This window comes from Sphingomonas sp. TREG-RG-20F-R18-01 (genome assembly GCF_022662475.1).
Lineage (GTDB): Bacteria > Pseudomonadota > Alphaproteobacteria > Sphingomonadales > Sphingomonadaceae > Sphingomonas.
Window position 1 is genome coordinate 25138 of the sequence record NZ_JAKNQQ010000009.1, and the last position, 11921, is coordinate 37058.

The following is an 11921-nucleotide window of genomic DNA, read 5'->3' on the forward strand; positions in this document are numbered from 1 at the left end:
GAGAATGACATGAAGCGTTTGACAGGTATGGCTACGGCGGTCGTGGCTCTGTGCTCCGGAACCGCCGTCGCACAGACGACACCCACGGCTTCGGCGGGGAATGCCCCGGTACAAGCCGGCGCGGTTGATCCGCTAACCCGCCAGGCCGGCGCGGGAACGCCCGTCGCCGAGCAAAATAGCGAAGCACCGGGTCCCCCTATGGCGCTTGAAGCATCGCAGACCGGTGACATCATCGTAACCGCCACACGTCGCAGCGAGCGGCTGTCAAGCGTGCCGATCGCGGTCTCTGCGATCTCCCCGGAAACGCTTCGCAACACGGGCGCGACCGATATTCGCCAGCTCAGTCAGGTTGCACCGTCGCTGCTCGTTTCCTCGCCATCCTCCGAAGCGGGAGCAGGCGGAGCGCGCATTCGGGGCGTCGGCACGGTGGGCGAGAACATCGGTCTGGAAGCTTCGGTTCCGACGTTCATTGATGGCGTGTATCGCAGTCGCGCCGGTACAGCGCTTTCCGAACTCGGGCCGGTCGAGCGCGTCGAGGTGCTTCGCGGACCACAAGGCACGCTGTTCGGCCGCAACGCCTCTGCCGGCCTGCTCAGCATCACCACCGCCAATCCCAAGGACCAGTTGGGCGGCTATGCAGAAGGTACCTACGGCAATTACAATTTCTACCGTCTCGCAGGCGGAATTACCGGGCCCATTGGCAGCACGGGCGTCGATTTCCGCCTGGATGGTGTGTATCAGAAGCGTGACGGATTTTTGCAGGACGTCATCTCGGGGCGACGGGTCAATAATCGTGACCGCTACCTCATTCGCGGCAAACTGCGCTACGAACCGACCAGCAATCTCTCGGTCCTGCTGATCGGCGATTATACCCGGCAGAAGGAGGAGTGCTGCTCTGCGACATTCCTGCCTACCAGGAATGTCACGCGGGCAGCAGACGGCAGCTACGTAATCTCGCCGTCGAGCGTCGCCGCGTTGGAGCGAAGCTTCGTCTCCTCGGTCCCTGGCGCGGGTAATGGGCAAATCCTGGATGACACCTATGCGCGGCAGGTGGCGATCACGCCGGGTCGTAATCTGCGATCTGACGTTAAGGACTGGGGTGGTTCCGGTCAGATCGACTGGAAGCTTGGCAGGACCTCCATCACATCGATCACGGCGTACCGGTACAACAAGTACACGAGTGGCCAGGATTCCGACTTTAACAACCTGGACTTGCTCTATCGAGCTGGGGACGGCGGGCGTTTCGCACGGTTCCACACCTTCTCGCAGGAACTGCGGGCGCAGGGTACGCTGTTTGATAGCAAGCTCAACTGGCTAGTCGGCGGCTATTACGCGAATGAGAAGCTTTCCTATAACGACAATCTCCATTTCGGGCAGGACTACGATCGTTACTCTACGCTGCTAGGTGCCAGCGGACTCGGCGCGTCGTCTCCCGCACTGAGCCAATTGTTCGCCGCGACCGGATTCACGAACCTGAACGGGTTCGCACAGGGGTTCGTGAATGCGCAACTTCCGGCCGGTACCCCGGCCGCAACGCGCGCGGCACTGGTTGGCGCGATCGCGGGACAGGTGATGAACACGCCATCGTCCGGACGAGGCTTAGCGGATCAATACCGCCAGGAGGACAACAACTTCGCGCTGTTCACGCATAACATTTTTCATGTGACAGACAAGTTGTCGTTGACGCTCGGTGCCCGGCACACCTGGGATCGCAAGTCTCTCGACACCACGCTGTCGGCAGATTCGCAGTGCGGTACGTACAACGCAAATATCGCGCGCCTACAGGCGCTCGCCGGCTCGGGCCAACTCGGCACCGCATCGGGAATTGCGAGCGGACTAGCGAACCAGGTGCTCGCGCCGCTCGCCGCGCTGCCGTGCGTCATCAACGGAGTGAACGGCAACTTTTCGGGCAAGCGTCGTGAGAGCGAATGGACCGGGACTGCGATCATCAGCTACAAACCGACAGACCGGCTTCTGACCTACGCAAGCATATCGAGGGGCTATAAAGCGGGCGGATTCAATCTCGACCGCGCTCCGTTGTTCAATCCCGCCACGCGCCTCAACCTGCCTACAGCAAACCTGGGACCGCTGCAGTTCGAGCCGGAGAAGGTCGACGCATTCGAGGTCGGTGGGAAATACCGCGGCCGGAGCTTCACCTTCAACGCGGCGCTGTTCTACGAGCGGTTCAAGAGCTTTCAGCTCAATACCTTTAACGGAACGTCGTTCATTGTCGGCAGTATTCAAGGTTGCAAGGATAGCCTTGGGTCCACTGACAGCGACCAGATCGCGGGGAATTCGCCTTGCGCCAACCCGAGATCGGGAATCACTTCCAAAGGTGTCGAATTGGAAGCTTCCGTCTACCTGGTTCGTGACGTTACCTTCTCGCAAGGGTTCACGTTGGCAGATACTAAATACCGTGCCGATCTTATTAATACTCCCGACCCGTCCGGCAACAATTCGCTGCCGCCCGCTTTATCGTTGTTGCCGGGTTCACGGTTGTCGCTTTCCTCCTTGTACGTCGTGACTGGGTCGGTGCAGTGGACTCCCCCAATTGGTAGTCTTCGAGCACTCGCGTATGTCGATTATCGCTACACGTCGGCCCTTAACACCGGGTCCGACCTGTTCGCCGAGAAGCGCCAGACAGGCGTAATGGTCATCAATGCTCGCGTCGGAATTGGTGCCAACAACAGTAGTTGGAGTCTGGAGGCGTGGGCACAAAATTTGCTCAACACCGACTACAGCCAGTTCATCTTCAACGCGACGCTCCAAGGCTCGAACACCTCGATGGCACAGCTCGCGTCAGGGCAGACTACGACGCAGTTGTTTGGCGCGTTCCTCGCGGAACCTCGCACCTATGGCGTCACGCTCAGGAAGCGGTTCTGATATGCAACTTGCCATCATAGAAGCGCGCGCGCTTTGCATCGACGCAATGGTTGGGTTGGGGCATGCGCCAAACGAAGCCGCCATCATCGCCGACCACCTGATCGACTGCGAACTACGCGGCCTGTCGTTCGGTGGGCTCGCGCGCGCCTTGTCCATCATCGATCGTGTTCAACAATATGGGTTCAGCACCAGGCCGATCACGGTAGTCCAAGATACTTCGGTGTCGGCGAACATCGATGGCGGCGACCAGGTTGGCTATCTCGTCGGCCAGCGCGTCACCGAACTCGCAATTGGCAAGGCACGGACGAACGGCGTAGCCGTCGTGGGTGCCAACGAGACCTGGTACACCGGCATGTTCTCCTATTATCTTGAGCAAGTCACGCAGGCGGGTTTTGTTGGCATGATCGCGGGCAGTGGCGGGCAGTTCGTGGCACCCGCCGGCGGTACGGAGGGGCGCTTCGGCACCAACCCGATTGCCTTTGGTTTTCCGACCGCAGGCACGCCGATCATCTGGGACATCGGGACCTCGGGCATCATGCTAGGCGAGGTGATCCTTGCGATGCGCGAAGGTCGGCATCTCGGCGAAGGGCTCGCCTATGATGCTGTGGGAGCGCCCACACGCAATCCGGCTGCCGCGCTGGGTGGCGGGGCCGTAAGCGTCTGGGGCGGACACAAGGGTTCTGGCTTGGCCATGGTGGTGCAGCTGCTTGGCATGTTGTGTGGGGCGGCTGCGGCGCCTGCGGGCCTACGCGACTGCGGTTTTTTCATGCTGGTCGTGAACCCAGCGCTGGTCGACCCGACGGGCGATTTCGCCAAACGGGCGGCCGAGTACGCAGACAGCCTGCGTGCGACCCGCCCGCTTGAACCCAACAATCCCGTCCGCGTGCCATTCGAGCGCTCGGCCGCCACCCGCGCCGAAAACCTGTTGAGCGGCGTGATAGAGGTATCCGATGCCATCTATACGGCGCTGGTCGGCGTCGCGGCGCGTCGAGGATGACGCCGTTCATCGTCGGGATCGGCGGCACGACTAGTCGGGATTCGTCGACTGAAAGCGCTATCAATGTAGCACTCACAGCAGCTCGGACCCATGGCGCACGCACCCGATTGTTCGGTAGTGAAATTCTCTCGACGCTACCGCACTACGCGCCGGGAGCGGTAGACCGATCCAGTACGGCTCGCGAGCTGGTCGACGCCGTGCGCGCCGCTGACGGGCTTATTTTCGCTAGCCCAGGTTACCACGGTTCGGTCTCGGGCCTGGTCAAGAACGGCATCGATTATATCGAGGAAACGGCGTCCGACGCGCGCACCTATCTTGACGGATTGCCTGTAGGACTAATCGTGACCGCCTATGGCTGGCAGGCGATTGGCTCTACGCTAGCTACGTTGCGCTCGATAGTGCATGGCCTCCGCGGCTGGCCAACTCCGCTGGGGGCCGGGGTCAAGGCGGCGTCCGGGCTCTTCGCCGATGGGGCATGCACCGATTCCACTGTGTCCGGGCAGCTGGAACTCGTCGGTCAGCAGGTCGTTGGGTTCGCCCAACTGCGACGGCGGAAGCCGGCTGTTATGTTGACCGGTCGCAGTGACAACAACTGATCTGAGTTCTGTGACATCGCGGTGAGTGGGGTTTCTCACCTTACAGATGGTCGCGGCTGTTGAAACGCGTTATGCGAACGATCAATTCCGCGCCTTTAAGCGGTGCAGAAACCAAGTCATAACGCCCCCCGCACGAGCCGACCGCGCCATAATCCTGCTCATCCAACTTTGGCCGGCTCTTAGCGGGGGAAGGAAGGTTATGCCGCACTTTCCCCAAACGAACTTTGATCGAGAAGGCCGTCGCGGTGTGGAACAACGAGTGGCGTCAACGAAGGGCCAGCGCGAGAAGCGCGACATCTACCGCAGTCTTGACTCTTACGGGTCCGAAGTAAATACAAGGCGGTGGAACCCCGGCTTTTTTTCTTGCTCAGTATCGCCCAACGTGCCGTGCAGCGGCGTACGGTCGGCGAGCTGGCTGGAGTTACCGGGGCGCAGGCTGGCGTGCTTTTCCTACTCGGGTCCTCCATCGAGGCGACGATCGGCGAGGTCGCGCGCAGCCTGAAGGCAACGCCCTCCTCGATGACCGAACTGATTGATAGAATGGTCGCGGCTGGTTTAATTGAGCGACGGCTCGATCCGGACGATGGGCGCGTGCAGCGTTTGACCCTCACAGCCAAGGGCGAGACGACCAGACGCGTAACCTTAGAGCGGGTGTCCGCGCTCAACACGCTGATGACGGACGACTTCACCGAAGCGGAGATCGCCGTCGTCGCGCGATGGCTCGACGCCGTTCGCATTCGCTTCTTAGGGCTTCCGAAATCGACGGCGGGATTGGCGAGCGGGAAGTCTTGACGTTCTTGGACCGTTTGGAAGCGGAGTGATCACGCCCTTGGCGATGAAACAAAATGCCTTTGTGTAGATTCGAGGAGATTCAAGATGCCACCACCTCAGACCGACGTAACGCCGCAGCGGCCGGCTACTACTGATACCTCGCCAATGGATGGCTTGGCGCAGTTGTTGGCCATGAAGGAGGCTGGTCTCAAAGCTCCTATTATCGAGAAGATGGGCTTTGAACTCGTGCAGATCGAGCGCGGCTTGGCTGTCTTCGAGGGCGTGCCCGACCAGAGCGTCTACAATCCGCTCGGCACCGTTCACGGCGGTTATGCCGCGACGATGCTCGACAGCGCTTGTGGGATCGCCGTACATTCGCAAATCACCGCTACGCAGAGCTACACCACACTGGAGCTGAAGGTCGCGTATCACCGCGCGATGACCAACAAGAGCGGCAAGGTGCGCGCTGAAGGCCGGGTTATGTCAATGGGACGGCGCGCGGCATTCGCCGAGGGCAAGCTGTTCGACGAACAGGGCCGTTTGTGCGCGTCGGCAACCTCAACACTATTGGTGTTCGATCGTCCGCGCCAATGAATAACAAGCAGAATGATGTATCCGGATTAAGAACGAGGTCAGCGTCAACGCTGACGAACGAGGTCGGTCACTGCTTTCCCGATTAGGATCGAATTTTTGAAAACGCGGATGGTTTCCCGAAACTCGTGCCGATCTTGGAAATGGGATATCTATTCGCCCACACTTGAGCAGTCACGGATAGCGGGGGGAGTTATGGCCTTGGCTGGCCCGAAAAGGACGTTTGTGATGGATGCCAAGGGCCCTCGCCTAGGAGAGTCGATAATCATCGCATGTCTCGCGATCCTCACCATCTCCGTACCGCCCGACAAGGCGCAAGCTCGTGCTGCTCACAGTCCTGCATCCAGTCCGGCAAAGCTGCGGACGCCAGAGGCGAGGGAAGTGTTTGCAGAGCAGATGAGCGGGGCGTCATCCCGCGACGATCTTGGCTCGCACTTGCCGCCGGGAATTAACGGGTCAACGATCGCACGGCTGATCGTACCGGCAAACGAGACAAGCCTAGTAAGCATGGTCGGGCTGAAGCCGTGGCCAGCGCGGCCGGGACTGTCCATCGTGCTGGTTTGCACAGGCGGCAACGGGCCAAGCAATAGCAGCGTTGACGGTTGCGCGGGGGGAGGGTCGGCGTTGCCACTGAATGCGTATCTCGCGTTGATCGAGAAGGGCGAAGCTGGTCGACTTAAGCTTGTGGGGCGACCTGTCACAATCGCTGGGAACATCGACTGGAGCAATTCCCTTCTGCCAAACAGTCCTGAAGCGGTCGATGATCCAGCTCCAGCGGGCAAGCGCACGCTCATGCCGTCTGCCTACGATCGGCTTGACCTCACGCCGTACCGCATAGCGCCGGGCGAGACTGCCTTCGGGGTGCGGGCGTCATGGTCAGATGGTTATGCGGGCGGCTTCGGCTGGCACAGCGCCATCCTGCTTTACGCAGTAGTCAACGGCCAGCTCCGGCAGGTCCTCGCGGTGCCGACAGTAGCGCTGACATTCCTTGCGGGCGACTGGCATCGTGACGGCACCCGTGACCATGAGATCGAGGAGGGCGCAAACGTCATCATCGTTTCCGACCATTTGAGCGCGGGTCACGCCGATATCGTGGTCCGGAGCAGAACCACCCGAGAGGAGCGATTGTTTCAATGGAACGCAACTAGCATGCGCTACGTACCGGCGACGACGGCGAACCCACAGAACAGGGAACCCTTCGATAGGGAACGGTGATCGAGGTCGGCGGTGCGTTCTGACGTGCTCCCCGGAATTCACGCCTGCGGATCGGCACCCAAAGGGGGACCCCGGTAGCTTGTTGCCAAGCTATTGAACGTCGGTCGAATCTTTACCGAGGCAGGGGTCCCGATCGGCGCCGATCGGGATTCCCTCATAACCCATATTTCCCAAAGGATTATAGGTAGTTGCCTCGCTCGGAGCGGAGTCCCGCTTTGGGCGCCGATCCACATAGCGAACTTCCACATCATCCCCGACATGGGCAGAATGAACGGGTGGTGGCGATCGGTCGGAAGAACTGGCTGTTCGCCGGATCGAAGGCCGGCGGCGAGCGCGCCGCCGCGATCTACACGGTCATCGAGACCTGCAAGCTCAACGGTGTCGAGCCGCAGGCCTACATTGCCGACGTCATTGCGAAGATCGCCGGCGACTGGCCCGCATCGCGTTGGGATGAGCTGATGCCCTGGAACTGGCGCCGGGCAAACGAGCAACCCATCGCCGAAGCAGCATAAGCCGCGGCCTTCAGATCACGCTTACGTCTTGGTGCGGGTAGGCGCTGGTCTAAGGCCAAGTTGAAAAGGGCATCGACGGGTCGCGGCCTTATCGATCCTTGGCCGGCTCGATCGTGGGAGCGCGGTCCGGTTGCGCGCTCGGACGGCTCTCATCGAGCGTGGGCCGTTCGCCTAATTCGATGCGTTTCGCCAAGTCGCTGTGAAGCGCGGTCAGCTCGGGCTGAAAGGCGTCGAGCGCTGAAGGCGCTATCATATCGTCAAGGGCGTCGAAGACGTCGAGCGCGCCCGCCAGTTCGGGCTCGGCATATAGCTCCGTGCTTTCGCCCTGCCGCCAGAGCGCGGCGAGTTCCTGGGACCGCAAGAAGCCACTGCCGGCTGATCGGTCCGTCGCCCGGGTTGTGGTCGGCCGAGCTGGCGGCACTCCCCCGCGCTCTTCAATCTTTGCGCGCGTGATCGCAGCTAGACGATATCGAAGGAGGCGGGATTCTGGCGTGTCTGTCGGCGAAGGGGTCTGCTGCTTCTTGAGAAGCGTGATGAGTTCCTCCGCGCTAGTGGCGACGATTGCCTTACGCCATTCGACCAGGGCGCGTTCGTTGGATGTAAGGTCTGGGCGTTGATGGATGATGTAGCGTTCCATCATGGGATGGTCTTCGACACTGACAGGCGGCGGTGCATGGTCTCCGAGGACGGCCGCGCGCGTGAACGCGATGACGGTGCCGGTTGATTTCAAGTCCGCGACAGCTTGCTCGCGGGCGGCCTTCCCGTCCTTGAGGAGCTTCTCGGCGATCTCAGCGATGCCCGACACCCCTTTTTTGACGTCCGCAATTCCTTCCTGTGCTGCTGCGTCGTTCGCCTTCAGGCGGGTATCGATCAGCTCGGTCAGGGGCATTACGCTGGCATCGATCGCCTCGCGTATCCCTCCGGTGGTTCCAGTCAGATGTCCAAGGATCTTCTCCCGGGCCGTGGTAGCTTCAGCGTGGTTCGCTTCATTATCGCTAGCGAGAGCGGCTACGACCGTGGCGATCGCATCGAGGGTCATGCCAAGTGCCTCGTTGCCCTCAACCGTTTTGCCGAAATGGTTCTGGAGGAAAGGTGCCACGTTGGCGAGTTCGGCCTGCGCGGCCTCGATCGTGTCGAGCCTTTGATGTAGCTCCTTATGCCCTGCTTCGATGCGCGCGTTGCTCCTTGTGATTGCCGCCATCTCGCCTCGCAACAGCGAGACGGCATCCAGCACGGCGGCGATCGCCACGGATCCTGCATCCCCACTCATCGGCTTGGCCCATCCTTATCTTTCGACCGGTCGCGGTCGAGCCGCTCCCGATTTCGCTCCTCGGCCCGTCGGAGGATCGCATTTGCCTGATCGAGGTCCATCGATGGGGTAGGCTCGACTACCTCATCCAGGAGCGCGCGGACGCGCTCGTTCGGATCCTCGGTGAGCTTGCTTTCGACTGGCTCGTCTTTTTGCCTTTCCTCTTTTTTAAGGAGTTGCTGGACGCGAAGTGCGACCTCGGACGGTTCCCGCTTGTCCTGGTCAGACGCGGGCGTCGGAGTCACGCTGCGGCGCTCACTGCGGGCAGTTAGCTCCGCGTGCAATGCCCGCATCCGCTCTACGGTCGAGATTGATTTAGTTGCCTCGGACGGGGGGGAAACCTCCAGGCCGACCGATAGCTTCGGTGCTGGTTGTACACGCGGTTCAAAACGCCGCTCTGCGGCTTCCCGCATTGCCCTGACCGAGTTTGGTTCGGGCTCTGGCATCGCGGCGACGAACCGTTCGAGGCTCCGAGCGACGTGTTGATCGACGGCCGAAGGCGACGTCGAGAGTTCCGCAATCGAGCGTGAGTAGGTAGCGCGAACGGTCGCTTGCCGTTTCGCCAGCATCGCGATAACAGGGTCCTCGCGACCCTCCGCGCGAAGTCGTTCAGCACGCGCGATACGACTCTTGTCGATCTCCGGAACCTGTCCCTTTTCACGCATTTTCACCGCGGCAATGGGCTCGTGCATAGGGTCAATGCCACGCGCCCTGGCGGGCGTAGCGTTCGCCTCGATGCCGCGATCGCGCAGCTTTTCGGCGAACCGCTGGCGCCAGCGGAAAAGATCATCGCGGTTGGGATGGAAGCGTCTCCCATCGTGGTCGCGACGGGCGATTGTGAGGTGAACGTGCGGATGGTCGCGATCGACGTGAAGGCCAGCGACCCACGAGCGGTTCGCAAACTCTTGCCTGGCGAAGTCCAGCGCCGCGCCTTTCAGGCGCTCGGGATCTGTGCCGGTCGGCATCGAAAGGATCATGGACAGCGACGTTGCGCCCTTCCGTCGCGCGTCCCCGTCCATCTCCCAATCATTCCATTCCTTGGCGAGCAACTGCATGTCGCGGCCATCGCGCAGAACCTCACCGTCGCTCGTCTCGAGACCCAGCTCGTTCTCTTCGCCGTGCCCGAGACGGCTTATGTACGCGAAGTTTGCGAGCACATGACCACCGCCATGTTGACGCCCGGTGATCCGCACAACGGCCTCTGGCGCGCGGCGTGAAGTACGGTCCACCGTCATTACGGCGCGGTTGTTCATGCGGGCCTGCGACCCGCCTCCGAACGCATGTTTTGCCTGCCGACTAGGATGCAATTCAGCGGACGATGATGCTGGTTTCGGGAACATCGATGCGACGGCCATGCCGAGGATCGTGCCCCCGGACTTCGGGCCTTTGGCGCTGCCACCCCCAGATCCCATGCGATACTTTTTGGGAGGCGCGAAGACGCCTGCCATCGAGTCCATCGTACCTGAGGAAAGACGAAAGCTCACTCGCTCGGTGCCTCATCATTGCGGGTCCAGTACCCGATTTCTCCACCGATCGAGGATGCCAGCGAGCGTCGCGCCTCGATCAGAAGGGTGCGTAACTCAGCGCATGTCTCCATGAATGAGCCGGCGATGCGAGCTATGTCGAGCGAGCTTTCGGGCTGGTTCGCCGCGTTCATCGCGTGGACCGCCTGGTTGATGTTCCGTCCGATCACGAGAACCTGTTTGCGGACTTTTCCGATCTCCGTTTGCGTCGCTGGCGCGAGACGCAGCAGCGCGGCCCTGTCCCAAAGCTGCCAACGGATTGTGCGTTTGATCCACTCGTTGCGGGTCAGGCGCATCGGCGCGGCAACGGTGTCGATCGCCTCCATCTCACTGCGGTTCAGGCGAACCGTCACCCGAATGTAGTCGTCGGGGTGGCCCCTCCCCTGCACCGGCATGACCGGTACGTTCCGGCTCTCCGGTGTGAGCGCAGCTTCCGTTAGCGCAGCAGTGATCCAGCTACTGCGCGACTGACCATTCGCCACGGCGATACGATCGATCTCCGCTGTCAAGACGTCGCTGAGCCGGACCGTAACCTTCATTTCAAAAGCCCCGAGCAGCGGAGACTCATAAACCAATGCCCGACATTGGTGCCACGAGGCATATCCTGCCATCCCTTCCGACAGACCCACATACACCTTCCGCTCCTTCCTACGCCCTGAATCTCACGAACGCGGAGCCGGGGCAACCGTCATGCTTCAGCACCAAAGATTCGGGCGTTCGTTCTTCATTCTACTGGCGATCAAAGGCCAAAAGATGCACCTTCGGCGCGCGCTTTTTGTTTTTGGTTTTTAAGCGATCCCGGTTCAATCGATCAGCCTAGCAATCCAAGCCATCCTCCCACATTATGCGATCGACCCCATCCTCATACCCGGAGACACCACATGGCCCGTACTTCCCCAAAGACAGTCGACATCACCACCATCGAAGCGCGAGAAAAAGCCCTGCGTGAAGAACTGGCCGCGCTCGCTGAACAGAAGAAAGTCGCCGAACTTGCCGCTCGCGATGCCGGCCGTCCTGTCCTTCTTGCCGCGCTCGATCGCATCAAAATCCCGTCGATGGAAAAGACTGACGCTCGATCGATCGCCTCAGCTATCTCCACCCACGGCGCCGAGGCTGTCGCTCAACACCTCGCCACAATCCCCACGTCCTGACTCTCACCGCGCCACACCTCTCCCCGCCATCCCGGTCCTCACTAGCTCCATGAGGCCGGTTGACGCCCTTCGTAATCTCGAGGTCGCGGCAGAGCTTATTCCGTCAGGCCCACAGATTGGTGCAGCCGTCGTGGAGTCCCTTCGATCCCTTGCCGATCACGTCGAACGATGGCGGCTTTTGTATCTCTGGGAGTATCTTCAATTCGACGGGTTAGCCGAGCCCTATAGATTGATAGGTGCGGACCAGAACGCATCTTCCGCGCTTCGTGAGATTGCTCACGAACTGAAATTGGAGCTGCTCGGCCCCGTTGAATTGGTGTCGCTGGTCGTTGCTCGCGCGCCTCACCGCTTCGCCGCTCCTGGCTAGCTTTCA

General features: G+C 61.0%; 10 protein-coding genes and 1 pseudogene. 8 read left to right on the forward strand and 3 right to left on the reverse strand.

What is annotated here, in order from left to right:
* The first annotated feature begins 9 nt into the window (after positions 1–9).
* The 7 genes and pseudogenes from L8K25_RS18430 to L8K25_RS18460 form a co-directional block, all read left to right on the forward strand.
* Positions 10–2883 (forward strand): TonB-dependent receptor, encoded by a 2874-nt coding sequence (locus L8K25_RS18430; RefSeq protein WP_242140463.1) that lies wholly within the window; start codon positions 10–12, stop codon positions 2881–2883.
* 1 nt (position 2884) lies between these two features.
* Positions 2885–3880 carry an Ldh family oxidoreductase gene (locus tag L8K25_RS18435; RefSeq protein ID WP_242140464.1) on the forward strand — a complete coding sequence of 332 codons (996 nt, stop codon included), beginning with the start codon at positions 2885–2887 and terminating at the stop codon, positions 3878–3880.
* Positions 3877–4476: an NADPH-dependent FMN reductase gene (locus L8K25_RS18440; RefSeq protein WP_242140465.1), complete on the forward strand. Its 600-nt coding sequence runs from the start codon at positions 3877–3879 to the stop codon at positions 4474–4476. The genes L8K25_RS18435 and L8K25_RS18440 overlap by 4 nt, the downstream gene beginning before the upstream one ends.
* Before the next feature lie 363 nt (positions 4477–4839).
* Complete coding sequence (locus L8K25_RS18445) at positions 4840–5268, forward strand: MarR family winged helix-turn-helix transcriptional regulator (RefSeq protein ID WP_242140466.1); 429 nt, start codon at positions 4840–4842, stop codon at positions 5266–5268.
* A gap of 84 nt (positions 5269–5352) precedes the next feature.
* A complete protein-coding gene (locus L8K25_RS18450; protein WP_242140467.1) occupies positions 5353–5841 on the forward strand; it encodes a PaaI family thioesterase in 489 nt (162 codons plus the stop codon).
* Between the two features lie 225 nt (positions 5842–6066).
* Positions 6067–7053, forward strand: coding sequence for a hypothetical protein (locus tag L8K25_RS18455; protein ID WP_242140468.1), 987 nt, complete (start codon positions 6067–6069; stop codon positions 7051–7053).
* 272 nt (positions 7054–7325) lie between these two features.
* Positions 7326–7565 (forward strand): annotated as a pseudogene (locus tag L8K25_RS18460) (transposase domain-containing protein); the annotation flags it as partial.
* 88 nt (positions 7566–7653) lie between these two features.
* Here the strand turns inward: L8K25_RS18460 and L8K25_RS18465 are convergent.
* Genes L8K25_RS18465 through L8K25_RS18475 form a run of 3 tightly spaced genes read right to left on the reverse strand, consistent with a single transcriptional unit; the run spans position 7654 to position 11032 of the window.
* Positions 7654–8835 carry a hypothetical protein gene (locus tag L8K25_RS18465; RefSeq protein ID WP_242140469.1) on the reverse strand — a complete coding sequence of 394 codons (1182 nt, stop codon included), beginning with the start codon at positions 8833–8835 and terminating at the stop codon, positions 7654–7656.
* Complete coding sequence (locus tag L8K25_RS18470) at positions 8832–10322, reverse strand: relaxase/mobilization nuclease domain-containing protein (protein WP_242140470.1); 1491 nt, start codon at positions 10320–10322, stop codon at positions 8832–8834. The genes L8K25_RS18465 and L8K25_RS18470 overlap by 4 nt, the downstream gene beginning before the upstream one ends.
* A gap of 32 nt (positions 10323–10354) precedes the next feature.
* On the reverse strand, positions 10355–11032 hold the full coding sequence (locus L8K25_RS18475; RefSeq protein WP_347341162.1) for a hypothetical protein: 678 nt from the start codon (positions 11030–11032) through the stop codon (positions 10355–10357).
* A 246-nt stretch (positions 11033–11278) separates the two neighbouring features.
* Between L8K25_RS18475 and L8K25_RS18480 the strand changes: the two genes are divergently transcribed.
* Entirely contained in the window at positions 11279–11548 is a 270-nt protein-coding gene (locus tag L8K25_RS18480; protein WP_242140471.1) for a hypothetical protein, read from the forward strand.
* The last annotated feature ends 373 nt before the right edge of the window (positions 11549–11921 follow it).

Excerpts from the sequence above, each read along its gene's own strand:
- L8K25_RS18430 (WP_242140463.1), top strand. The coding sequence starts at position 10 with ATGAAGCGTTTGACAGGTATGGCTACGGCGGTCGTGGCTCTGTGCTCC.
- L8K25_RS18435 (WP_242140464.1), top strand. The coding sequence starts at position 2,885 with ATGCAACTTGCCATCATAGAAGCGCGCGCGCTTTGCATCGACGCAATG.
- L8K25_RS18440 (WP_242140465.1), top strand. The coding sequence starts at position 3,877 with ATGACGCCGTTCATCGTCGGGATCGGCGGCACGACTAGTCGGGATTCG.
- L8K25_RS18450 (WP_242140467.1), top strand. The coding sequence starts at position 5,353 with ATGCCACCACCTCAGACCGACGTAACGCCGCAGCGGCCGGCTACTACT.
- L8K25_RS18455 (WP_242140468.1), top strand. The coding sequence starts at position 6,067 with ATGGATGCCAAGGGCCCTCGCCTAGGAGAGTCGATAATCATCGCATGT.
- L8K25_RS18465 (WP_242140469.1), bottom strand. The coding sequence starts at position 8,835 with ATGAGTGGGGATGCAGGATCCGTGGCGATCGCCGCCGTGCTGGATGCC.
- L8K25_RS18470 (WP_242140470.1), bottom strand. The coding sequence starts at position 10,322 with ATGGCAGGCGTCTTCGCGCCTCCCAAAAAGTATCGCATGGGATCTGGG.
- L8K25_RS18480 (WP_242140471.1), top strand. The coding sequence starts at position 11,279 with ATGGCCCGTACTTCCCCAAAGACAGTCGACATCACCACCATCGAAGCG.